This window comes from Bradyrhizobium sp. 2TAF36 (assembly GCF_052114925.1).
Lineage (GTDB): Bacteria > Pseudomonadota > Alphaproteobacteria > Rhizobiales > Xanthobacteraceae > Bradyrhizobium > Bradyrhizobium barranii.
Genome location: NZ_JBFRFR010000095.1, coordinates 1 through 21,696 on the forward strand (window position 1 = coordinate 1; position 21,696 = coordinate 21,696).

25 protein-coding genes and 1 pseudogene are annotated in these 21,696 nt (G+C 61.1%); 18 read left to right on the top strand and 8 right to left on the bottom strand.

The window, feature by feature from the left end; genetic code table 11:
* The 5 genes from AB4Z51_RS38055 to AB4Z51_RS38075 form a co-directional block, all read left to right on the top strand.
* The coding region (locus AB4Z51_RS38055; protein WP_441499167.1) for an ATP-binding protein at positions 1-329 on the top strand (329 nt) is incomplete at its 5' end.
* Positions 326-943 carry a response regulator FixJ gene (gene fixJ / locus AB4Z51_RS38060; RefSeq protein ID WP_441499168.1) on the top strand — a complete coding sequence of 206 codons (618 nt, stop codon included), beginning with the start codon at positions 326-328 and terminating at the stop codon, positions 941-943. The genes AB4Z51_RS38055 and fixJ, both read left to right, overlap by 4 nt.
* Before the next feature lie 43 nt (positions 944-986).
* Positions 987-1,403 carry a response regulator gene (locus AB4Z51_RS38065; RefSeq protein ID WP_441499169.1) on the top strand — a complete coding sequence of 139 codons (417 nt, stop codon included), beginning with the start codon at positions 987-989 and terminating at the stop codon, positions 1,401-1,403.
* A gap of 103 nt (positions 1,404-1,506) precedes the next feature.
* Positions 1,507-2,205, top strand: a complete 699-nt coding sequence (locus tag AB4Z51_RS38070; RefSeq protein WP_441499170.1) for a helix-turn-helix domain-containing protein — start codon at positions 1,507-1,509, stop codon at positions 2,203-2,205.
* A gap of 201 nt (positions 2,206-2,406) precedes the next feature.
* Positions 2,407-3,390 (top strand): zinc-dependent alcohol dehydrogenase family protein, encoded by a 984-nt coding sequence (locus AB4Z51_RS38075; protein ID WP_441499171.1) that lies wholly within the window; start codon positions 2,407-2,409, stop codon positions 3,388-3,390.
* Between the two features lie 9 nt (positions 3,391-3,399).
* On the opposite strand, the gene AB4Z51_RS38080 is transcribed toward AB4Z51_RS38075, so the two are convergent.
* Complete coding sequence (locus tag AB4Z51_RS38080; RefSeq protein ID WP_441499172.1) at positions 3,400-5,145, bottom strand: PHA/PHB synthase family protein; 1,746 nt, start codon at positions 5,143-5,145, stop codon at positions 3,400-3,402.
* Positions 5,146-5,355: 210 nt separating this feature from the next.
* Between AB4Z51_RS38080 and AB4Z51_RS38085 the strand changes: the two are divergent.
* From AB4Z51_RS38085 to AB4Z51_RS38110, 6 genes and pseudogenes are all read left to right on the top strand, one after another.
* Positions 5,356-6,354, top strand: a pseudogene (locus AB4Z51_RS38085) (P-type ATPase); the annotation flags it as partial.
* A 40-nt stretch (positions 6,355-6,394) separates the two neighbouring features.
* The gene (locus AB4Z51_RS38090) at positions 6,395-7,933 is read left to right on the top strand and encodes an HAD-IC family P-type ATPase (protein WP_441499173.1); all 1,539 of its coding nucleotides are present in this window, start codon (positions 6,395-6,397) and stop codon (positions 7,931-7,933) included.
* Positions 7,934-8,098: 165 nt separating this feature from the next.
* Complete coding sequence (locus AB4Z51_RS38095; protein ID WP_441499174.1) at positions 8,099-8,932, top strand: universal stress protein; 834 nt, start codon at positions 8,099-8,101, stop codon at positions 8,930-8,932.
* An 11-nt stretch (positions 8,933-8,943) separates the two neighbouring features.
* Positions 8,944-9,285, top strand: coding sequence for a c-type cytochrome (locus AB4Z51_RS38100; RefSeq protein ID WP_441499175.1), 342 nt, complete (start codon positions 8,944-8,946; stop codon positions 9,283-9,285).
* 289 nt (positions 9,286-9,574) lie between these two features.
* Positions 9,575-10,060, top strand: coding sequence for a hypothetical protein (locus AB4Z51_RS38105; RefSeq protein WP_441499176.1), 486 nt, complete (start codon positions 9,575-9,577; stop codon positions 10,058-10,060).
* Between the two features lie 48 nt (positions 10,061-10,108).
* Positions 10,109-10,309 carry a hypothetical protein gene (locus tag AB4Z51_RS38110; RefSeq protein WP_441499177.1) on the top strand — a complete coding sequence of 67 codons (201 nt, stop codon included), beginning with the start codon at positions 10,109-10,111 and terminating at the stop codon, positions 10,307-10,309.
* A 38-nt stretch (positions 10,310-10,347) separates the two neighbouring features.
* Here the strand turns inward: AB4Z51_RS38110 and AB4Z51_RS38115 are convergent, their stop codons facing one another.
* Complete coding sequence (locus AB4Z51_RS38115; RefSeq protein WP_441499178.1) at positions 10,348-10,566, bottom strand: DUF6894 family protein; 219 nt, start codon at positions 10,564-10,566, stop codon at positions 10,348-10,350.
* A gap of 124 nt (positions 10,567-10,690) precedes the next feature.
* Positions 10,691-10,942 carry a hypothetical protein gene (locus AB4Z51_RS38120; protein ID WP_441499179.1) on the bottom strand — a complete coding sequence of 84 codons (252 nt, stop codon included), beginning with the start codon at positions 10,940-10,942 and terminating at the stop codon, positions 10,691-10,693.
* 463 nt (positions 10,943-11,405) lie between these two features.
* Between AB4Z51_RS38120 and AB4Z51_RS38125 the strand changes: the two genes are divergently transcribed.
* Positions 11,406-12,122, top strand: coding sequence for a CBS domain-containing protein (locus AB4Z51_RS38125; protein ID WP_441499180.1), 717 nt, complete (start codon positions 11,406-11,408; stop codon positions 12,120-12,122).
* Positions 12,123-12,425: 303 nt separating this feature from the next.
* Here AB4Z51_RS38125 and AB4Z51_RS38130 read toward each other — a convergent pair whose 3' ends face one another.
* Complete coding sequence (locus tag AB4Z51_RS38130; RefSeq protein WP_441499181.1) at positions 12,426-12,899, bottom strand: S1C family serine protease; 474 nt, start codon at positions 12,897-12,899, stop codon at positions 12,426-12,428.
* A gap of 532 nt (positions 12,900-13,431) precedes the next feature.
* On the opposite strand from AB4Z51_RS38130, the gene AB4Z51_RS38135 reads away from it, so the two are divergent.
* Together AB4Z51_RS38135 and AB4Z51_RS38140 are read left to right on the top strand one after the other, a co-directional pair.
* Complete coding sequence (locus AB4Z51_RS38135) at positions 13,432-13,644, top strand: hypothetical protein (protein WP_441499182.1); 213 nt, start codon at positions 13,432-13,434, stop codon at positions 13,642-13,644.
* 23 nt (positions 13,645-13,667) lie between these two features.
* Complete coding sequence (locus AB4Z51_RS38140; RefSeq protein WP_441499183.1) at positions 13,668-13,847, top strand: hypothetical protein; 180 nt, start codon at positions 13,668-13,670, stop codon at positions 13,845-13,847.
* A gap of 84 nt (positions 13,848-13,931) precedes the next feature.
* Here the strand turns inward: AB4Z51_RS38140 and AB4Z51_RS38145 are convergent, their stop codons facing one another.
* From AB4Z51_RS38145 to AB4Z51_RS38155, 3 genes are read right to left on the bottom strand one after another with little or no spacing between them, the layout of a single operon-like run.
* Entirely contained in the window at positions 13,932-14,714 is a 783-nt protein-coding gene (locus AB4Z51_RS38145) for a sulfite exporter TauE/SafE family protein (protein ID WP_441499184.1), read from the bottom strand.
* Between the two features lie 29 nt (positions 14,715-14,743).
* Positions 14,744-15,292: a rhodanese family protein gene (locus AB4Z51_RS38150; protein ID WP_441499185.1), complete on the bottom strand. Its 549-nt coding sequence runs from the start codon at positions 15,290-15,292 to the stop codon at positions 14,744-14,746.
* A gap of 24 nt (positions 15,293-15,316) precedes the next feature.
* On the bottom strand, positions 15,317-15,655 hold the full coding sequence (locus tag AB4Z51_RS38155) for an ArsR/SmtB family transcription factor (RefSeq protein ID WP_441499186.1): 339 nt from the start codon (positions 15,653-15,655) through the stop codon (positions 15,317-15,319).
* Positions 15,656-15,748: 93 nt separating this feature from the next.
* Between AB4Z51_RS38155 and AB4Z51_RS38160 the strand changes: the two genes are divergently transcribed.
* A complete protein-coding gene (locus AB4Z51_RS38160; RefSeq protein WP_441499187.1) occupies positions 15,749-16,636 on the top strand; it encodes an MBL fold metallo-hydrolase in 888 nt (295 codons plus the stop codon).
* A gap of 85 nt (positions 16,637-16,721) precedes the next feature.
* Here the strand turns inward: AB4Z51_RS38160 and AB4Z51_RS38165 are convergent, their stop codons facing one another.
* A complete protein-coding gene (locus tag AB4Z51_RS38165) occupies positions 16,722-17,375 on the bottom strand; it encodes a DUF6064 family protein (protein WP_441499188.1) in 654 nt (217 codons plus the stop codon).
* Positions 17,376-17,650: 275 nt separating this feature from the next.
* Between AB4Z51_RS38165 and AB4Z51_RS38170 the strand changes: the two genes are divergently transcribed.
* The 3 genes from AB4Z51_RS38170 to AB4Z51_RS38180 are packed head-to-tail and all read left to right on the top strand — an operon-like array spanning position 17,651 to position 21,689.
* The gene (locus AB4Z51_RS38170; protein WP_441499197.1) at positions 17,651-19,183 is read left to right on the top strand and encodes a thymidine phosphorylase family protein; all 1,533 of its coding nucleotides are present in this window, start codon (positions 17,651-17,653) and stop codon (positions 19,181-19,183) included.
* Positions 19,180-20,100, top strand: coding sequence for a ribose-phosphate diphosphokinase (locus tag AB4Z51_RS38175; protein ID WP_441499189.1), 921 nt, complete (start codon positions 19,180-19,182; stop codon positions 20,098-20,100). Before AB4Z51_RS38170 ends, AB4Z51_RS38175 begins: the two co-directional genes overlap by 4 nt.
* The gene (locus AB4Z51_RS38180) at positions 20,097-21,689 is read left to right on the top strand and encodes an MBL fold metallo-hydrolase (RefSeq protein WP_441499190.1); all 1,593 of its coding nucleotides are present in this window, start codon (positions 20,097-20,099) and stop codon (positions 21,687-21,689) included. The genes AB4Z51_RS38175 and AB4Z51_RS38180 overlap by 4 nt, the downstream gene beginning before the upstream one ends.
* The last annotated feature ends 7 nt before the right edge of the window (positions 21,690-21,696 follow it).

Consider the following 21,696-nt stretch of genomic DNA (forward strand, 5'->3'; position numbering starts at 1 on the left):
TCCAGCAGGTGCTGGTCAATCTGTTCCGCAACGCGCTGGAGGCGATGGCGCAATCGCAGCGGCGCGAACTCGTGGTCACCAACTCCCGTGCCGCCGACGACACGATCGAGGTGGAGGTGTCCGACACCGGTTCCGGCTTCCGCGACGACGTCATTCCAAACCTGTTTCAAACCTTCTTCACCACCAAAGACACCGGCATGGGCGTCGGACTTTCCATCAGCCGCTCGATCATCGAGGCTCACGGCGGCCGCATGTGGGCCGAGAGCAACGAATCGGGCGGAGCAACATTCCGCTTCACCTTGCCCGTAGCCGACGAGACTGATCCATGACGACCAAGGGACATATCTACGTCATCGACGACGACGCCGCGATGCGGGATTCGCTGAACTTCCTGCTGGATTCCTCCGGTTTCGGCGTCACCCTGTTCGACAACGCCCAAAGCTTTCTCGATGCCCTGCCCGGCCTCGCTTTCGGCTGCGTCGTCTCCGACGTGCGCATGCCGAGCCTGGACGGGATCGAGCTTTTGAAGCACATGAAGGCCCAGCACAGCCGGTTCCCGATCCTAATCATGACAGGCCATGGCGACGTGCCGCTCGCGGTCGATGCGATGAAGCTCGGCGCCGTCGACTTTCTCGAGAAGCCGTTCGAGGACGATCGCCTCACCACCATGATCGAGACGGCGATCCGCCAGGCCGAGCCGGCGGCGAAGAACGAGGCGATATCGCAGGACGTCGCCGCCCGCGTCGCGTCCTTGAGTCCCCGGGAGCGCCAGGTCATGGAAGGGCTGGTTGCGGGCCTCTCCAACAAGCTGATCGCCCGTGAATACGACATCAGCCCGCGCACCATCGAAGTCTACCGGGCCAATGTCATGACCAAGATGCAGGCCAACAGCCTCTCGGAACTGGTCCGGCTGGCGATGCGCGCCGGCATGCTCAACGATTGAGGCAGGTCAAGGCGCCTTCCCGGCGCAATGCTAACCAGACAGCATGATCGAGGTCAGCTCACATCGTGCGCGGCCCTCGTCCCCCGCACAACCCACCGTCTTTGTGGTCGACGATGACGCCGCCGTCCTGGGATCCCTGCGGTTCCTGCTGGAGACCGACGGCTTTGCCGTGCGGACCTTCAGGAGCGGCACGGCGCTGCTCAACATCGGCGGCGCGGCTGGACCTGACTGTTACGTCATCGACTACAAGAGGCCGGACATCAACGGCATCGAGCTGGCCGGCCGCTTGCGCAAGTCCGACCGCGACGCGACTGTGATCCTGATCACCGGCTACCCAGATGAGAATATCTCGGCCCGGGCTGCGTCGGCGGGCATCAAAGACGTGGTCTTGAAGCCGCTTCTCGACGAAAACCTGGTTAAGAGCATCCGCCATGCCATCCAGGACAGTCCCCGCGCCTGACCTACGGGATTCTACGTAAGGCACCCTCCTTAAGATATCGATCGAAGTTTTCGAGGCCCCCGATACCGCGTACCAAGGCGCTATCACAACGGAGATGGCGCAGATGCTGACCCAGACGATCAACACCCCGGCGATCAACAACCAGATTATCGGCAAGGTTGCTTCCGCCCATCCCGTTACCGACCAGTTCGGCGCCATCACCGGCCACGTCGGTCTGGTCGCCACGGAATTCTCCTACCGCAAGGACGAGGAGATCTATGGCGAGGACGAGCCGGCCGAATATGTTTACCAGGTCGTGTCAGGCGCGGTCAGCAGCTACCAGCTCTTGTCCGACGGCCGCCGCCAGATCGGCGCCTTCCATCTTCCCGGCGACGTGTTCGGTCTCGAATCCGGTCCCGCTCACCGCCTTGCTGCCGAAGCCATCATCGACACCACCGTGCGCCTCGTGAAGCGCGCGAGCCTCGAGAAGGCTGCAGGCACTGACGTCCAGGTTGCCCGCAAGCTCTGGGCGATGACCGCCTCCGAGCTGCGCCATGCCGAAGACCACATGCTGCTGCTGGGCCGCAAGACCGCGATGGAGCGCGTCGCGACCTTCCTGCTCGAAATGGACCGCCGCCTCGCAGTTGCCGGCATGATGGCGCTGCCGATGTGCCGCCGCGACATCGGCGACTATCTCGGCCTCACCCTCGAAACCGTGTCGCGCGCGCTGTCGCAGCTTCACAGCCAGGGCATCCTGGGCTTCTCCGGCGCTCGCCAGATCGTGCTGCGCAACCGCCAGCGCCTGCACAATCTCGACGCCTGATCTGTCCTCGTAGTCGCTTAGCCAACTTCCGGCCTAAATCTTTAGTCAGCGTGCTGCGCGCCGCGTCTCGAAGGCAGTGCTGCTGCGCTCAAGTGATGGGCGCGGTCCACTACTCTCTAAGCGGCCTGCTGCCGGACCGCCAAGGCAGGGCAGACCAAGGCAGGGCGGACGATGCATTGCAAGGCATAACGGGAACGCGAAATGTACGCGATGGTTCTCACCGCACGCGGCGCGCCATTGACGTTCGAGCAACGACCCGACCCGATCCCCGGCCCCGGCGAGGTCCGCATCAAGGTCAGCGCCTGTGGCGTGTGCAGGACCGACCTGCACGTGGTGGATGGTGAGCTATCCGGCATTCGCTATCCAATCATCCCTGGGCACGAAGTCGTCGGCCGCATCGATGCGGTGGGCACAGGCGTCGACGACCTGACACTGGGCATGCGTGTAGGTGTCCCCTGGCTCGGCTTCACTTGCGGCGAATGCTTCTATTGCCGCACGGATAAGGAAAATCTCTGCGACCGCCCCAAATTTACCGGCTACACACGGGACGGCGGCTTTGCCAGCCACCTCGTTGCCGATGCTCGATATTGCTTTCCGYTCGGCGAGCACGGCGAGGACGCAGCCCTTTCACCCCTGCTCTGCGCCGGCCTGATCGGCTGGCGATCCCTGGTGATGGCCGGTGACGGCAAGACGCTCGGCATCTACGGCTTTGGCGCGGCCGGCCATATCGTGGCGCAGGTGGCGCGCGCAGAGGGACGGACAGTCTACGCCTTTACCCGTGCCGGCGACCAGGAAGCACAGCAACTCGCACTTTCGCTCGGCGCAGACTGGGCCGGCGCTTCGGAGGACACTCCGCCGACCGAGCTCGATGCCGCCATCATCTACGCGCCGGTCGGAGCATTGGTGCCGCTTGCCCTGCGCGCGGTCCGCAAGGGCGGGCGCGTTGTGTGCGCCGGCATTCACATGTCGGACATTCCGACGTTCCCCTATCAAATTCTTTGGGGCGAACGGCAGGTCGTGTCGGTTGCGAATCTCACGCGTAAGGACGGCATCGATTTTCTTGCGACGACCGCGAAGGCCAATATTCAGACACACACGACTGTATTCCCCCTCGATCAGGCCAATGAAGCGCTAGCCCGTTTGAGGGACGGCAAGCTCGTTGGCGCAGCCGTTTTGCGTCCGTGACCGTCGCGTCTACTGCTCGAGCACGTAAGAGCCCGGCGCGTCATCCAAAGGCGCGCTTTTTTCTGCCACGCTTGCTGGCGAGGAGGCCGGGACAGGTTGACCGGAATGTGCGGTGAGAAATCGCGTCCACTCGGTCCACCATGATCCTTCGTGAGATGGYGCGCGCTTGATCCATTCGTCCGGACCGAGATAGCGGTCATGGGCCTTCTTGGCGAGCACCTGGTAGCTGTGCCCCTCCTCGGCTGGAGGCGCGACGATGCCGGCATTGTGGCCGCCACTCGTCAGGACGTAGGTGATGTCTGCATCGGCAAGGAAATTGATCTTGTAGGTCGATTTCCAGGGCGCGACGTGGTCGCGCAACGTACCGACGACGAACATCGGCATGTGCAGATCCGAGAGAGCGACCGGCCTGCCGTTGACCTGATAGCGCCCCTCGGCGAGATCGTTGTTGAGGAACAGCCGCCGCAAATAGTCGGAATGCATTTGATAGGGCATGCGCGTAGCATCGGCATTCCACGACATCAACTCGCTTGGTGCGGCTCGCTCTCCGACCAGATAGTCTCGCACGACGCGCGACCAAAGCAAGTCGTTGGTCCGCAACATCTGAAAGGCACCGGCCATCTGCGCTGTTGCCAGCAAACCTTGCCGCCACATCATATCCTCCAGGAACGAGACCTGGCTTTCGTTGATGAACAAGGTAAGCTCGCCCGCTTCCGTGAAATCGGTCTGCGCCGCGAGCAGTGTCACCGATCGGAGGCAATCTGGCCGCTCGCGAGCCAGCCTGGCCGCCGCGATCGACAACAGGGTGCCACCGAGGCAATAGCCCGCGGCGTGGATGGCCCGGTCAGGCCGAAGCGAATTGATGGCGGCGATTGCGGCATCCACTCCGAGTTCGCGGTAGTCTTCGAGACTGAAATTGCGATACTCGGGGGTTGGATTCTTCCATGAGATCATGAAGACGGTGAAGCCGCTTTCGACGAGGTAGCGGACGAGAGAATTACGCGGCGAGAGGTCGAGGATGTAGTATTTCATGATCCAGGCAGGCACGATCAGAATAGGCTCGGGCCGGACGGTCGGGGTCATCGGAGAATATTCGATGAGCTCGATCAGCTCGTTGCGATAGACGACCTTGCCGGGTGTGATCGCAACATCCTTCCCCGCCACGAAAGTCTGATCGCTCCTCAGCCTTGCACCGGCGAGCAGGGCCCGCCAATCCTCCCACCAGTTGTGCAGGCCATAGACGAAATTGCCGCCGCCGGTCTCCATGATCTTGCGCAGAACTTCAGGATTGCTTACGGCGAAGTTCGTCGGAGCCACCGTATCCAGGCATTGGCGAAGCGCGAAGTCGGCGATGGCCGCGTTCGAATGGGCCAGTCCGTGGATGCCGATCGTCGTCGAATGCCACCATTGTTGGGTCAGCAGAAAAGCCTGGGCCAGGAGGTTGAAGGACGGTAGCTCCCAATCCGAGCCCGTGAAACGGCGGTCGTTTTCCGGCGGCCTGATCACGGACCAAGGCTGGAATACCRCATGCCGCGGCACCATGGCATCGACAAGATCAAACGCATTCTGGATCGCCCGGCCGGCAAGGCTGGCCTGCTTGCCGGGTGAGGCCAGGAGGTGCAGTTGCCAGTCGGCAAAAGCCAGGGCCAGCGCAGCCGGCGAGACCCCGCCGGTAAAGCGCGCCAGCGCCGCGTGGAAGGATCGGTCGATGGCACCGACGGCTGCATCGGAGCCGGACGGCGGCGCTGGCACCATTGCCTCAGTAATCGGGGGCTCAATGGGGACCTGGTCAGAATTCGAAGCTATGGGAATGCGGCTGGCGGACGCTGGAGGCGACATGGTGAACTCCTTTGGCCCCCGCAACGTAACGATCTTGCCCGAGCCCGAATTGAGCTGCATCAACCCGGAAATTGGGCTGCCTCTTACCTTTCTGGCCAAGCGACCAACAGGCCGGCGAGCCCTTCGATGATCGAGCAGCCTAGCGCGGCCAAAGCTTTGGCCGCCGAGTTCTGGCTAACGCCAAAAGACGCCCTCTACCGCGCGCTCGGCTCCGGTCCGGATGGGCTATCGCAGGTCGAAGCGAACCGGCGCATCGCGATCTTCGGAGCAAACCGCGCTGACGCCTCTCAAAGCCGGTCGGTCCTGCGCAAGCTCGGCCAACGCCTTTGGAACCCCTTGATTGCGATGCTACTGGCGGCCGCGCTCGTATCCGGACTAAGCGGCGACGTTGGCAGTTTTGCAATTATCGCAACCGTGCTGTCCCTATCCCTTACGCTGGACATCGTTCAGGAACATCGCGCCGAACTGACGGCCGAGGCGTTGCGGGAATCGGTCGCTATTCGTGCCGACGTCGTTCGGGATGGCAAGGACATCACGGTACCGGTAACCGCACTCGTCCCCGGAGACGTCGTGAAGCTCCGTACCGGCGATCTCATACCGGCCGATGGAATCGTCCTCGACGCCCGGGAATTGCAGGTCAACGAAGCCCTGATGACGGGCGAGCCGTTTCCGGCGCTCAAGACGGATGCACCCTGCGACACCACATTGCCGGCGGAAGCGACCAATGCCCTGTTCGCCGGAACTAGTGCCGTCGGCGGAAGCGGCACGATGTTGATCGTGAAAACCGGAAGCCGGACGCGCTTTGGCGCGATCATCGCGGCACTGGCGGCCAACGCTGCACCAACGGCTCTCGAACAGGGTGTGCGAAAGCTCGGAATACTTATCCTTCGGCTCACGCTGTTTCTTACTCTCTTTGTCCTGATGGCTCACCTCGTCGCGCAACACTCCGCAATGGGGTCGTTCCTATTCGCGGTTGCGCTCGCTGTCGGCTTGACGCCCGAGCTGCTTCCCATGGTGATGACGGTAACACTTGCACGGGGCGCTCGACGCATGGCGGACCGAAAAGTTGTCGTCAAGCGGCTCTCCGTGATCCACGATCTCGGTGCCATGGACACGCTCTGCGTCGACAAAACAGGCACACTGACCGAAGCGAGGATCACGCTCGATGCGCATGTCGATCCGCAGGGGCAATCCAGCGATCGTTCTAAGCCTCGCGGGCCTGAACAGCGCCTTCCAGGCCGGCATCAGAAGTGCCCTCGACGAGGCGATACTGTCGGCAAGGAGCGGTGCTATCGATGGCTGGGGTCGGCTCTCGGAAGTCCCGTTCGACTTCGAGCGGCGGCGCCTGTCAGTGCTGGTCGCCCGAAATGGCGAACATATGCTGATCGCAAAAGGAGCTCCCGAATCCATCTTGGCCCACTGCGTTGCCTTGGAAATCGATGGCCTGGCCCATCCGCTCGACGCCGCCTGGCAGCAAAGAATGGCAGACATTCAGGATCGATATGCCCGCGATGGCTTCCGGCTTCTTGCCGTCGCCGTGAGGGCCATGCCCCCTGGGCAGCAGACGATTGCCGTCGACGACGAGGCTGATTTGACCATGATCGGGTTCTGTGTGTTTGCCGATCCACTCAAGCAGGACGCGGCCTCAGCCATTGAAGCCCTCAACTCGCTCGGCGTGACGATCAAGTTCGTTTCAGGCGACCATGACGCAGTGGTTTCGCACGTTGCAAAGTCAGTCGGCCTTCAGTCGGACCGTATCATCACCGGTGCCGAGATCTCCGAACTCACCGATGCCGCGCTGATCGCCAGGGTCGATGACATCGATCTGTTCGCCCGCATCGATCCCGATCAGAAGCGGCGGATCATTGCCGCCCTCCGGCATCGCAATCACGTGGTCGGCTCCATGGGCGATGGCGTCAACGATGCCCCGGCAATCCATGCAGCCCATGTCGGCATATCCGTCACCGGCGCGACTGAAGTCGCCCGCGCCGCCGCCGACATGATCCTGCTGGCTCCCGATCTTTCAGTGCTTGCGGCCGGCGTGCGCGAAGGCCGCAGAACATTTGCCAACATCCTGAAGTACGTCCGAATGGGAAYGAGTTCGAATTTCGGAAACATGCTTTCGATGGCCCTGGCCTCGATCGTGCTTCCATTCCTGCCGTTGCTGCCGCTACAGATCCTGTTGAACAATCTGATCTACGACCTCTCTGAAATCGGCATCCCTTTCGATGAAGTCGACCGCGAAGACGTTGCCCGCCCGGAAGCCTGGAACATGGCAAACATCCTTCGCTTCACGATCATCATGGGAGTGGTCTCCTCCCTATTCGATGTGGTTACCTTCGCAGTTCTGCTCAAGGTATTTGCGGCGGACGCGGCACTGTTTCAGACCGGCTGGTTCGTGGAGTCAATATCCACACAGATCCTGGTGATTTTCGTGATCAGGTCCCGCCGGATGCCCTGGCGTGCGAACCGCCCTCACATCATCCTGATCGCCACATCGCTTGGCGCCCTCATCGCTGGTGTGGGGCTGGCGCTCGGCCCATGGGGAAGATTGTTCGGCTTTACCGCCCTTCCCGTGGCATTCCTGGCGACGATCGCTGCCATCGCCGCCGCTTACCTCATCTCGGCTGAGCTCGCCAAGCGTTTAGCGATTTCAAGTCCGGAAAGCCCGAGGAACGGACCCTCGGGGAAGATGCCTCCATAAGCCCGTGACCGGCCGATCGCTCATTGCGCCACAACGCCCTTCTCCGAGACATCGAATTCCCCGCTTCGATACTGGATATCCGGCGGCTACCGCCGCCTTGATGTGCGTCAAGTCGRCCAATAGCCACATGTGGTGCTCTTATCAAGATCAGAGCCGGAGGCGCGCATGTTCAGAGACCTGTTGGTGCACATTCCCACGGAGCGGTCACCGCGGCCCGCCATCGACGCTTCCGTTTCCCTGGCGATGACCGCAGGTGCGCACCTGGATGCAATCGCGACGGGATATGCGTCGACCAACGTGCCCTTCGTTGCGGAGGGCGGCGCGGCCATCGCAGCATCGCTGCAATTCGAGTACGAACGCGCAATGGAGCGGGCCGACGCCGCCCTAGGCATTTTCGAAATCGAGGCGAAGAACGCGCAGATTGCCTATGGAAAATACACGCTGAGCGGATCTATCGCCGAGACCGTTTCGAGGTTTGGCGCGTCGGCGCGCCTCTATGATCTCACGATCGTATCACAAGGCGAACCAGACGGCGATACGTTCGACAACGAGCTTCCACAGGAACTCCTCTTGCAGGTGGGTGGGCCGGTGCTGTTCATCCCCTATACTTTCCGTGGGGCGTTCAAGGCGTCGCGAATCGGCATCTGCTGGGACGGCAATCGCCTTGCCGCTCGCGCTTTGCGGGACGCGATGCCATTCATCACCAAAGCAGATGCGCTGACAACCATCACTCTCAACGCATCCGAAGTGCCGGCCGACGCATCGCCCGAGCGCCTCGTGAAACACCTCGCGCGGAAGGGCCTGCGAGCGAAGACCATTTCGCTTCAGTCCGACCGTGGTAATCTGCATGCGAGCATCCTGTCGATCGCTGCGGATGAAACCCTCGACCTCCTGATCATGGGCGGCTACGGCCATTCCCGACTTCAGGAAACAGTGTTCGGCGGCGTCACACGCGAGATGTTCCGCAGCATGACCGTTCCCGTCCTGATGCCGCACTGATGGAGCACGATGTGAGAACGCTTCTCCGCACTGAACGCGTCGTGGCAGCAGTCGGCGTCGTCGCTGCGGCTCTCCTTCTCTTCTCCGGACCGACTGCGGCTTCGAGCGTCGAGCAGGGACGGCGTCTTGCGTTGCTATATTGTGCAAAGTGCCACTCGACCGACAAAGTAAGCCCCAGCCCACTCAAGATCGCTCCCCCGTTCAGGACGTTGCACGAACGATATCCGATCGAGATGCTGCAAGAGGCTTTAGCCGAAGGCATCGTCACAGGGCATCCTATGATGCCGGAATTTCGATTCGATGCCGACCAGGTCGGCGATTTCATGGCGTTTCTGAAGACGTTGGAGCAATAGGATGCATTGATCGCCTCACCTGACGTCTACAAGGTGATCGCCGAGAGCGGCCATACTCCCGTCGTTCTCGTGACGTGGAAACCAGGTCAGCGCGATGACGGACCGCCGTCGGGGCCTGTATCTCGGCATCGATCCATTGATCAACCGTTGCTTTTCGGACTTTATCGGAATTGAGCTGACGCAAGGTGACAATGCAACGGCGCGTTTGGCGCCCACGGGGAAGCTTGATTCAACGCAAAAGACTGGATTGGCGCTCTGCTAATTTGCTCAGAAATCGAAGGGCTATCAGATGGCGCTGCGGAATTGGTACGTGGTTCTGGCGATCTCGGCGGGCGCGATGACGTCCGCAATCGCTCAATCCGACTTCCAACCCTCCCCAAATGCCAAGCAAGATGCGCCCCGCCTGATCGAAATCATGAACGCGGCACAGGTCCAGCACTTGAAGCTGTGGTTCGCGGGCAAGTCGAAGAACTGGGATCTCGCCGCTTTCGAGCTGCGCCAATTGACCGACAGTCTGGCTCAAGCTGCCATATTCTATCCGGGAATTCCGGTAAGCAATGTTACTACGATGAAAGAGCCCCTGCTCTCAATCGCCGACGCAATTTCAGCGGGAGATAACCGCGGGTTCGCTGTGTCCATGCGGGCTCTGACGGACGGCTGCAATGCCTGCCACACCTCGATGGAGCGCGGTTTTATCGCCATCGGCCTACCTACTAACCAGCAGCCGCCCGCCAATCAGATATTTACGCCGATCGGCAAGGGGCCGAAGAAATGATGAGCCAGGCAAACGGCGGCTCCGCCTAACGTCAAAAAGAGGAACGGCATGTCGGCAGTCTTCGCGCTCGGTCGTGCCCACGGCAAGAATATCGACCGCCATCACCGGCTACTCAAGACGACCCTCTCGGATGTGGAGCGCAGCTATATCGAATGGCGGCTTTCGCAGGAGCAGGCTGCCCTCGAGGCGCTCGATCAGCCCCTTCAGGAGGACGGTTGTCTAGACGGCTGTGGTGACATCTTGAATTAAGCCAGACTTCAGTGCCCAAAGCGGTGTTCCCGAACCTCTTAGGTATTCTGCGGGTAAACCTGCTCACGGTGAACTTCGCGGCCGCTTTCGTCGATGATGACGATCCTGAGATCCCGATTGCCTTCGGGATTCTCCTTGCGCACCCTGTCTGCAAGAAGCTTGCTGTGCACGATCGCGGCGCCATCGCTCTCTAACTCCAAGCCTGACTTGTCCCGGACGGGAACGCCATCCTTCATGTCAAAGTAGTAGGTGTGCATTAGCTACTTCCTGCGGCCCGCTTTCGAAACAATGGACACGATGCTGCACGGGGAAAGAAAAGGCCGACGAGGACATGGGGCGCAGACCTCGGCCGTGACTGGGGGGGCGCAATCGTAGGGTCGATCACGCAACGAGAAGATAGCCAGTTCTCATTGCCTGGGCTTGATCCGGATCAAAACCTGCGCTGGCGAACCTATCTTTTTCGCTCCCGGTATCGCGCGCCAATTCGCCCGTCGCGACACTGACGAGATGGATCCTTGCGCCAGCAGGGCAGTGCACGACGGCGACCACTTCGTCCGCTTTCTCGGAGGAATCGCCAAGGAGGTGTTGAACATTCATGCCGGTGTTGGGACAGCGAAACAGGACGTTGGACATTGAAATCTCCGTACCACACACCTGCTCCTTGCCGAGGAGATCGGATGCATAGCCGACCGGTATTGGTCCCGACGGCCCCTGGCAGTCGAGAAACGTCTGCCTCTCTGCCGCATTTTGCCCATCGAATGAGTGGTGATCAACGAGCCTCGCATCGGGCAGGCTGCCGCCGGATAGCTAATAAACTTTCGAGCGCTGCTTCCCGATTGAGGGAAATCAACCTCCGGCCGATGGGCGTGATTATACTTTTCGGTGACCCAAATGGTCAAACCTCGAAGGAGAAATGATCATGGCAACCGAAACCAAATTGCCCGTTACCAAATCGTCCGGCGCGCCCGCAGCCGCCGGCGAGGCGTGGCGGCCGTTTCAACGTGAGGGCGGCCTGAGAGCCTAACCGAGCGCGAGGCTACCACAGCCGCAGCCTCGCCTCGGAAGACAGGCCATTATCGACCTTCGAGGGCATATCATGCGCGCACATCATGTCATGACTAAAGACGTCGTCGCGGTGACGCCGCACACCACGATCGAAGAAGCTGCAAAGATCATGCTTCGAATGCATATCAGCGGCCTGCCAGTCATCGATGATGCCGGCAATCTCGTTGGCGTCGTCTCGGAAAGCGACCTCCTCCGGCGCAATGAGATCGGCACCGGTCGCAAGCACGCCGCCTGGTTGAAGTTCTTCATGGGACCAACACAAGCGGCCGCGGAATTCGTTCACGAGCGCGGCCGCAAGGTCGAGGATGTCATGACGCAGAAAGTCTTCTCCGTGCAGGAGGAAACATCACTGGCCGATCTGGTCGACCTGATGGAAAAGCACGACATCAAACGCGTCCCGGTGATGCGGGGCAAGGCGTCTGTCGGGATCGTCACGAGGACGAATTTGTTGCAAGCAATGGCGAGCCTCTTGCATGAGATTCCCGACCCGACCGCCGATGATGAGCACATTCGCGAGCGCATCACGCGCGCGGTCAACGCCACCGACTGGCGTCCAATCGGCTTTGAAGTGAATGTCCGCAAAGGCGCCGTCCATCTGCATGGCCTCATCACCACCGATGAGGCCCGACGGGCGACGACCGTCGCCGCCGAGAACACTAGCGGCGTCAAGGAGGTGCACGACCACCTCCGCTATACTTACTCGGAGTTTTTGGCCGAGTCGGGCAAAGGCATGAAGGCCGCGGGCTAGACCGCTCGCGGATCGAGGCAACTATGCTTGGATGGAACGCTCGGATTCTCTTCGTCATTGCAGCGCCGATCACGGCACCCTTCGTGGCGCGTGACGCGCTGAACTTCGGCTTGATTCAGACCTTTGTTACGATGCTCCTTGTCACAGCCATGGTCGGGCTGGTTGCGGCCTATTCTGGGCACAGCCGACGCGCCCGTCACTGAAAATGCATGCGTCCGGATCGGAGTTCGGATGGATCCCGACGGTCCGAGGACGATGACCGCGGCAAGATCTCTGATGCAGACGGCTGGGATCAGCCCATTTCTATTGGGCGGACACAAAAAGCCTCCTGACCGCGTCGACCGGTGCCGCAAAAGCAAAACCAGCTCTTTGCGCGACGATCACTCCGATCAGCTTGCCCTGTATATTCACCAGCGCGCCTCCCGAGCTCCCCTGGCCCACAAGCACATCTGATTGGATCAGATCGCTATTGACGATGCCCGGACACGAACGATGCAACGCTGAAACAATGCCAAATGTCACGATCTGTCCCCAATCCTGGGGATCGCCGATCGCCAGGACGGGCTCTCCCACCTCAAGCGCGCCAGGTTTCTCCAAAGCCAATACACGAAGGTTATCGGCGGCGATTCGCAGTAGCGCAACGTCATCTCGCTCGGATCGGGCCAGCAGAACGGCGTTCAGGGCTCGCCCATCCTGGAGCAATGCTTTTACGACCGTTGCGTTTGCAACCAGGTGATCTGCGGTGACGATCAGCCCCGTCAGGGCATCCACGATCACGCCCGCTCCCTGCAACTCTCGAGGTGTAGGAGGATCTGGAAATCCAGCTTCCGGATCGAATATTCGCGGCTCTGACGGCACGCCCCAGCTTCGTATCCCTACCACAGCCGGCGAGATGCGTTTTACGAGGGGAGCAAGGCTCCTCGCCGAGTAAATCTCTTCTTGTTCTCTATAGAGATCGTCGCCCCAACAGGCACCGGACCCGAGGACAAGCACCAGACTCCACACCAAGACGCCTATCCATCTTAGACATCGGCAAAACATACTGTGTGACATAGGGCACCGCCCCCGGCGATCAGAGTACGTTACCTGAAGAGCCTAACGACCTGGATTGGGAGCGATTTGAGGATTCTCAAATTGCTTAGCTCTGCTCGCAGATTTCCGGGTGGATGTTGGATGGCCACGGGCTGCACCACCTTTTTGCCGGCCTAAGGATACTTCCTTAGGTGAAGCCCCCAAATTTCGGCCGCACGGTGGATGCTTTAGAAAGGCTTCGCAAGCACGCATTTGGCTCGATGACGAGTGGCCTGCAATGAACCATTCGATCTACACCGTGGATAAGGCAACGCACCTGAAGGTGGTCGTCTCCGTGCTGCTCGCCAGCATCGCCATTGTAGCGACCGCACTGACTGCCCGCCTGACTCATCCGGAAATGAATGCGAAGGCGACGACTCAGACGGCCTACGAGGCTCGTTCAGCCCATGCTCTTACCGAGGTCGCGCAACGCGAGAGGCACCCGATTTAGATCGGCTGTTGGAGGATCGTGAGATGACCGGCGAAGCGATCAAGGCGTTGATGATATTGGCGCTGTATAGCGTGCTCGAAATCACGCTCTTTTATTCGTCGATTGGCGATTTTCGCAAACGTCTGGTTCGCCCGCGCATCCGCCGAACCGCCACCGCCGAACTTGCCGGTCGAACACAGGAGGACCAGGGCACGCACTCATAAATGCATGGTTCACCTCCGAGGTGATGCATACGTTCTACGACGCACTGGGTATTTCGACGTTGCGACCTTCGCCCATTGTCTCAATCACGTCAGGCCAAGGTTGCGAACCAGCATATAGATCGCCACCGCGAATATGAGCGCCGCGAACACGGTGTTCAACGTACCTTTGCGCTCGGCGAGGGAGCTGGCCGAGCGGGCGCCAAAGAGCCCCCCGAGAACTCCGCCGCAGACAAACAACGCGGCAAGATACCAATCGACGAGGCCGGACAGGGCGTAGTTGGCCGCCGTCGTCAGCCCAAAGGCGGTCACCGCCACGAGAGAGGAGCCAACCGCGTAGAGGATCGGCATGCCAGTGGCAGCGATGAGTGCCGGCACGATCAGGAAACCGCCACCGATCCCGAAGAAGCCGGACAAGGCTCCGGTAGCAAGCCCCAGAGCGAGGAGCTTCAGCAGGTTCTCCCGGTTGAGCCGGACCGACGGCTCGCCCACGCCGGAGCGCCCCTTCAGCATCAGCGCGCCCACCACCATCATGACAATGGCGAACAACGCCAGCAGCTTCTGGCCCTCGACGATCTTGCCGAGGGTGGAGCCGAGGAAGGCGCCGGCCACACCTGCGAGTGCGAATACGGAAGCGCAGCGCCACTTCACGTTGCCGGCACGGGCGTGGTTGGCGAGGTTCACAGCGGCGTTCACCGCAACGGCGATCGCACTGGTGCCGATCGCGACGTGCGGATCCGACACCCCGACCAGATAGACGAGGAGCGGCACGGCCAGAATTGAGCCGCCGCCTCCAACCAGCCCCAACGAGAAGCCGACCAATGAGCCGGAAGCGAGGCCGAGCGTGCCTTGGGTCAGCGCCAGCAGCATAGTGGACTATTCCTCATGTCAAACTGCCATCACCCGGCTCGCGCAGGCGAGCCGTAGACGCCACGGTTCCAGGGCGCGCGCATCAGAATGCGGGCCATGCCGCAGAAGCCGGTGAAGCCGGCTGTGATCAGCCCCGCACCGACGAAGGCCGGTACAGCGAAGAACCACGTCGATACGAAAAGCCCGAGCAGCGTGCCCACGACCGCAAGACTGCCAGCCCCGATCTGCACCTGGCGCTGAAGCTCCAACGGTTGGCGCCGGTCGTTAACGACCGGCAGGCCGGCCTTGCGCCAGGCGTCGAGCCCGCCTTCGACGATAAAGGCCTCGCAGGGTTCGCTCAGCTTCGCCGCGAGCCGCGGCGCGTTGGCCTGAGTGCGGGCGCCGCTTTTGCAATGAAAGATGACCGGCTTGCCCTGATACAAGGCGAAGTCGGCCTCGTCGAGCTTCGACAGCGGAAGGTGCCGCGCGCCCCGAATTTTCTCGCGGGCGTGCTCGTCAGCTTCGCGGATGTCGATCAGGAGGGCGCCACTGTCGAGAAGGCGGCGTGCCTCGGCTGGCTTGATTGTGGGTAGTGACATGATTAGCTCCTCTACTTCCCTAAATCAGCTCTTCGCCTGGACGGGTTTGCAATAGAGCTCGTGCAGCGTCGCAAAGAGTTGCTCGATGCGCGGATCGGCGATCCGGTACCAGAGCGTCTGGCTTTCGCGCCGAAAGGTAACGAGGCCCTCCTCGCGCATCCTCGCGAGGTGCTGCGACAGCGCCGATTGCGACAGTCCCACGGCTTCCGCGAGGGCATTCACGTTGCTCTCGCCGCATTCGACGAGGTTGCACAGGATCATCAGCCGACGCTCGTTGGCGAGCACTCGCAGGATTCCGGCGACCTCAACGGCCTGTTTTTCGAATGTCTCCAGATCGAAGGCCCGGGAGGCGCGGGAGGCCATTAGCCAACTCCATATATTAGATATTGCTAATATAGTAAGTACTAATATATATGTCAAGTTCAAACGAACCGGTGACATCAGGAGGTTCAAGCCATGTCAGGACAACCCATCATCCGAGCGTTCTTCGACGAGCCGACCAACACGGTGAGCTATCTGGTCGCCGATCCGGCGACCAAGAAGGCCGCTATCATCGACCCCGTATTTGACTACGACCACAACTCGGGCGAGGTGGACACGCGATCGGTTGCGTCCATGCTGAAGACCGCCGAAGAGGCGGGCTACACGATCGAATGGGTGCTCGAGACGCATGCCCATGCCGACCATCTCTCGGGCGCCCCCTTCATCAAGGCGAAGACAGGTGCCCAAATCGGCATCGGCGAGCACATCAAGGACGTGCAGCGCATCTTCCGGCCGATATTCAATGCCACCGAACTGAAGACGGACGGCAGCGACTTCGACCGCCTCTTCCGGGACGACGAGCGCTTCAAGATCGGCGAACTCGATGTGGAGGTGATCTTCACGCCCGGGCACACGCCCGCCGACGTCTCTTACAAGATCGAGGATGCCCTGTTCGTCGGCGACACCCTGTTCATGCCGGACTACGGCACGGCGCGGGCCGACTTCCCAGGCGGCGACGCGCACAAGCTCTACCGGTCGATCAAGCGCCTCCTGGCGCTGCCGCCCGAGACACGGCTATTCATGTGTCACGACTATAAGGCGCCGGGCCGCGACACATACGCCTGGGAGACCACAGTGCGCGAACAGCGCGAGAAGAATGTCCAGGCCAAGGAGGGCGTCACGGAGGCTGAGTTCGTGGCCATGCGCCAGGCGCGCGATGCCACGCTCTCAGCGCCCAGGCTGCTGCTGCCTTCCATCCAGGTCAACATTCGCGCCGGCAAATTTCCGCCTGCCAAAGCCAATGGAGTACGCTATCTCACCATTCCCGTGACGCTGAAAGGAGGAGCAGAGACCTGCGTTTGAGGCAGGCCAGCCGCTATCGCCTGTGATGTCGTCTTCTGGACCCAGAGCTGACGAAAAGTGAAGCAAGATTGCAGAACGCTACCGCTCACCGTGAGGAGGCTGACACCAGCCTCTGGTCGCGGCCAGCGAGCAAAGCGGCTGATACGATTCCACTCACGAGCAACGCCCAGTCCTGCGGCACATGCAGCAGGATTGCCGCGCTGCCCCCGATGAGCGACCAGAGGATAGGAATAATCAGCAGCAGGCGAGGAATCGGCCGGATAGTGAGCAGCAACATCCCGAACGTGAAGATCGTGACGGGGCATGGCGTTACACCGAACGCAGGCAGTTCCGCAAGGTCATGACCGGTCGCCACTCCAAGAAGCCAGTAGATGGCAGCCGCATAGAGAACGAATGCAATGCCAATCCATGCCGCCGGACCGTTGCTCCGGCCGAAAGTCATTCGACCCTGTATGACACCAACGTATCCAAACGCCATGGCCTGAACTGCGAACAGCGCACCGAATGCATAGGCCATTTTGTTGATGGGCGCGAAAAATATCAAATGATAGATGAGCCCCGTCCACGCCCACATCGCAGCAAGAACACCGGCGATGATCTCATCGGATCGCTTGCACCTGCGGAATACCAGTGCGAACGCCAGGCCCCCTATGATCAAGGCAATGATCTGCGCCGGCCAGATCGCGCTGTTGTAGCTTGCGAAGACCCCGAAAAATTGCTCGACAGAAAACGGCAACATAATCGCTGCTCCGCCTGCTATTTAACGTTAGCTGCTTCCGATGCCTGTCATTTGACACGGATCAAGTCGGAGGACTGTTGAAGAGCCCGCCAGCCCCCACTCCATTGCAGCGTACCTGGAGACATTACGAGCGCATCGGTCTCACTGAGACAGCCGCATCGCCGGCGCCCCACGACCTCTCCGTGCTCGAGGACCGGCGACGGGTTGATCTGTCGCAAACCGGGCTCCTCGGCGAGCCCTATCCTCGCTTCACCGCGACAACGAAGTTTTCATCGATGAACGCCATTCCACCCGGCCGCACCCAGCTCAGATCCCGCCGTGTCAATCTCGACACCGGCCGGGAAAACGTCGTTGTGATCTCTCGCCGGTCCACGGCGCTGCGGCCGGACCTGTTTCGAGGCTTTTCCAGGGTCGAGCTGCGCAGCGACGCGAAGACGCAACTGGCGACCGTACTTCTCACCGATGACGACAGCCTGGTCGGGCCCGACGAGCTTGGCATGGCCGAGCCCGCGTTCCGGCGCTTTGGGCAGCCGGCAGGCAGCTATGTTGCAGTGACCCCCGCTCCCTCCCCACCAAGTCTGGACGCAGTTCGCGCCAAGATTCAGGGCAAGACGCTCGAGGCCCCCGAGATCGGCGCAATTGTCGACGATCTCGCGCGCTATCGCTATTCGGATATGGAAATCGCCGCGTTCCTCGTCAGCTCCGCCAACTTCATGACATCCGGTGAGTTGATCGCTCTTACGGAGGCCATGGCGAGAGCCGGAACGCAGCTCAGATGGAATGCCAAGACCGTCGTCGACAAGCATTGCATTGGTGGCATTCCCGGCAATCGCACATCCATGATCGTGGTCCCGATTGTAGCCGCGCACGGGCTTACGATCCCGAAGACGTCGTCGCGCGCGATCACGTCGCCTGCCGGAACGGCCGACACCATGGAGGTACTGGCCCGGGTCGACCTCAGCGTCGAAGCGATGAAGGAAGTCGTTGCCTCCTGCAATGGCTGCCTTGCCTGGGGCGGGCATGTCAATCTGTCGCCGGCAGATGACATCCTGATCGGCGTCGAGCGACCGCTGGCGCTGGATACGCACGAACAGATGGTTGCATCCATTATGTCGAAAAAGCTGGCCGCCGGCTCGACGCATCTTCTCATCGACCTTCCGGTGGGACCCAACGCCAAGCTTACGACTGCATCCCAGGCTATGCGACTCCGCAAGTTGTTTCAGTTCGTCGGCGACCGCTTTGGCCTCGAGGTGGAGGTCGTGACCACCGATGGACGGCAGCCCATCGGCAGCGGTATCGGCCCGGCGCTTGAGGCACAGGACGTGATGGCAGTGCTCGCCAATGAGCCCCAGGCTCCGCGCGATCTTCGTGAGAAGTCGTTGCGACTTGCCGCCCACCTTCTGGAACATGACCCCGACTTGCGCGGTGGCACCGGCTATGCACGCGCAAGCGAGCTCCTGGAGAGCGGGGCGGCGCTTCGGCAGATGGTGAAGATCGTCGAGGCCCAGGGCCCAGCGCCTTCCGCGAGCGAAATCGGTAGCCTTACTCTCGACATTCACGCCGCAAGAGATGGTGTCGTCTCCGCGATCGATTGCTTGCGCCTCAACCGGCTGGCGCGAACGGCCGGCGCTCCGCTCGACAAGGGCGCCGGTATCAAGTTGTTCAAGAAGATCGGAAATCGGGTCGAGCAAGGCGAGCCGCTCTATCGCATTCACGCGTTCGAACCCTCGGGGTTTGACCTTGCTGTCGGCATGGCCCAGCTGGACTCTGCTTACTGGATCGAACCGCAAGCCGGGGCAGCACCATGATCCGGAGTGCAGTTCAATGGCTGCCCACTTCCACCCATTTCGGGCCTCGGCTTGCTGAAATTCTGGATGTTGTCGGCCATGAAATCATCTTGCATCGATTTCCCGATGGGGAGCTGCGTGCAACCGTCGGCCCAGCGGCAACCACCACGATAGTCTGTTGCTCGCTCAATCAACCTAATGAAAAGCTGATTGCGCTGTTGTTTGCTGCAGAGGCCTTGCGGCGCGATGGAGCCGAGCGGCTTGTGCTTGTTTCACCTTATCTCGGCTACATGCGTCAGGACACAGCGTTCCATCCGGGTGAGGCGATTAGTCAGCGCGCAATCGGTACCCTTCTGGCGAACACATTCGATTGCGTCATCACGTTTGATGCGCATCTCCATCGGACGTCGAACCTCGCCGAGGTCTTTCCTGGCATTGAAGCGCACAACTTGTCGGCGGCTCCTGCGATCGAAGCTCACCTTCGTGCCGAGACAGTCGCGCCCGCGACGGTCGTGGTCGGTCCCGATGAAGAATCGCGATCTTGGGTGGCCGACATTGCCGGCCGTCTCGGACTTGCGTACAGCGTGGCGCGAAAAGTACGCCGGAGTGATCAGTCGGTGCAGATCGCATTCACAGACGCGTCGCTGTTCGCCGGCCGTCCCGTGCTCTTCATCGACGACATCGTGTCGTCCGGTGGGACGCTTACCGCCTGTGCGGAAGCTCTTGCCGCGTCAGGAGCCACTTCTATCGAGGCCATCATCGTTCACGCACTATTTCCACGCGAGCTGATGACAGCGTTCGGTCGCGCCGGCATTCATTCCGTCCGATCCACCAACAGCGTGCCACATCCAACCAACGCCATCCGCCTCGACGATCTTCTCGCCCGCGCGTTGCGGCGGGAAGTTGTTGGCATGCCGGAGACTGGGAGCCCCCCGTGAGCGTCACCATCCAGTTTTGCGGCGCCGCCCGCACCGTTACCGGCTCCTGCTATCTGTTTGTTACGCCGAAAGGACAATTCCTGGTCGATTGCGGGTTGTTTCAGGGACAGAAAACGTTGAAAGCACTGAACTACGGTGCATTCCCGTTTCGCCCGGCGGATGTCGATGCCGTTTTGCTGACGCATGCCCACATCGACCACAGCGGGCTCCTGCCGAAGCTCAAGCGTGAAGGCTTTTCAGGCCCGATCCTGGCGACGCGCGGCACCATCGACCTCTGCTCCTACATGCTTCCTGACGCAGGCAGCATCCAGGAAACGGAGGTTGCTGCCCTGAACCGCCGGAACGCAGCCCGAGGGCGGGCCGCTGTGACGCCCATCTACACGCAAGCCGATGCGGTCGCGACCCTCGATGCCTTTCGGCCAGTCGAGTACCGAGCTTGGTACACGGTGATACCCGGCGTGCGCGCCCGCTATTGGAATGCGGGCCATTTGCTCGGCTCGGCTTCGATCGAGCTGGAATTCGTCGATCAAGGCAGAGATCAAGGGCCCTTGCGTGTCTTAATGTCGGGTGACATCGGGCCTGATGCCAAATTGCTGGAGCCTGATCCCGAGGGCCCGACCAGCCTCGACTACGTGTTTTGCGAGTCGACCTACGGCGATAGCGACCGCCCGTCCACAACGCACGCACTGCGTCGCGCGCATCTGGCCCAAGAAGTGCGCGATGCCGCCAGCGGACGCGGCGCGCTGCTGATCCCCGCCTTCGCGGTTGAGCGGACCCAGGAGCTGATCGTTGACCTGGCCGACTTGATGGCCCGCGGGGAGATTCCGACAGCACCGATCTTCCTCGATTCGCCTTTAGCGATCCGTGCGACCGAAGTCTTCCGCAACAACGCGGCCAGCCTCGACCCGGACGTCGATCTGGACCGGCTTCTGGCGTCCAGACAGTTGCACTTCACGGAGACCGTCGATGAAAGCAAATCCATCGCCAGGCTCTCCGGCTTTCACATCATCATTGCCGCAAGCGGGATGTGCGACGCCGGCCGCATCCGCCATCATCTGAAGCGATGGTTGTGGCGCAGGGAGGGCACGGTCCTGCTCGCGGGATTCCAGGCTCAAGGCACCCTGGGCCGTTTCCTGCGTGATGGCGCGAAAGCAGTGAGGATCCAGGGCGAAGAGATCAGGGTTGCCGCGAGAATTCGGTATATCGACGAATATTCCGGGCACGCTGACGGCCCGGAGCTCGCGCGCTGGATTGCCGCGCGACGCCCCATTCACCGAGGTCTATTCATCGTCCACGGAGAAGAGCATGCGCTCGGAGGCCTCTTTAACCGGATCGCGCGAACCGTTCCGACCGCACAGATTTTCACGCCAATCCTGGACGATGTCTACGACCTATCGACTGCCACACCGACACCGATCGACGTTGCTCGCCGCCGCAGGCTCGCTCCCGATGCGGTCGTCAACCTCGATTGGCACAACGATATGTCAAAACTGCTTCTCGATATCAACGACCAGATCGAAGCCGCCGCGGACGATCGATCACGGGGCGTCATTGTCCGACGATTGCGCAGGGCGCTTGAAGGGGCGTGAGCGGTGC

Coding starts and splice junctions, on each gene's coding strand:
- AB4Z51_RS38135 (WP_441499182.1), top strand. CDS start 13,432: ATGAACCATTCGATCTACACCGTGGATAAGGCAACGCACCTGAAGGTG.
- AB4Z51_RS38155 (WP_441499186.1), bottom strand. CDS start 15,655: ATGGCCTCCCGCGCCTCCCGGGCCTTCGATCTGGAGACATTCGAAAAA.
- AB4Z51_RS38160 (WP_441499187.1), top strand. CDS start 15,749: ATGTCAGGACAACCCATCATCCGAGCGTTCTTCGACGAGCCGACCAAC.
- AB4Z51_RS38070 (WP_441499170.1), top strand. CDS start 1,507: ATGCTGACCCAGACGATCAACACCCCGGCGATCAACAACCAGATTATC.
- AB4Z51_RS38165 (WP_441499188.1), bottom strand. CDS start 17,375: ATGTTGCCGTTTTCTGTCGAGCAATTTTTCGGGGTCTTCGCAAGCTAC.
- AB4Z51_RS38110 (WP_441499177.1), top strand. CDS start 10,109: ATGTCGGCAGTCTTCGCGCTCGGTCGTGCCCACGGCAAGAATATCGAC.
- AB4Z51_RS38170 (WP_441499197.1), top strand. CDS start 17,651: ATGAACGCCATTCCACCCGGCCGCACCCAGCTCAGATCCCGCCGTGTC.
- fixJ (WP_441499168.1), top strand. CDS start 326: ATGACGACCAAGGGACATATCTACGTCATCGACGACGACGCCGCGATG.
- AB4Z51_RS38065 (WP_441499169.1), top strand. CDS start 987: ATGATCGAGGTCAGCTCACATCGTGCGCGGCCCTCGTCCCCCGCACAA.
- AB4Z51_RS38115 (WP_441499178.1), bottom strand. CDS start 10,566: ATGCACACCTACTACTTTGACATGAAGGATGGCGTTCCCGTCCGGGAC.
- AB4Z51_RS38150 (WP_441499185.1), bottom strand. CDS start 15,292: ATGTCACTACCCACAATCAAGCCAGCCGAGGCACGCCGCCTTCTCGAC.
- AB4Z51_RS38175 (WP_441499189.1), top strand. CDS start 19,180: ATGATCCGGAGTGCAGTTCAATGGCTGCCCACTTCCACCCATTTCGGG.
- AB4Z51_RS38105 (WP_441499176.1), top strand. CDS start 9,575: ATGGCGCTGCGGAATTGGTACGTGGTTCTGGCGATCTCGGCGGGCGCG.
- AB4Z51_RS38140 (WP_441499183.1), top strand. CDS start 13,668: ATGACCGGCGAAGCGATCAAGGCGTTGATGATATTGGCGCTGTATAGC.
- AB4Z51_RS38145 (WP_441499184.1), bottom strand. CDS start 14,714: ATGCTGCTGGCGCTGACCCAAGGCACGCTCGGCCTCGCTTCCGGCTCA.
- AB4Z51_RS38095 (WP_441499174.1), top strand. CDS start 8,099: ATGTTCAGAGACCTGTTGGTGCACATTCCCACGGAGCGGTCACCGCGG.
- AB4Z51_RS38120 (WP_441499179.1), bottom strand. CDS start 10,942: ATGTCCAACGTCCTGTTTCGCTGTCCCAACACCGGCATGAATGTTCAA.
- AB4Z51_RS38125 (WP_441499180.1), top strand. CDS start 11,406: ATGCGCGCACATCATGTCATGACTAAAGACGTCGTCGCGGTGACGCCG.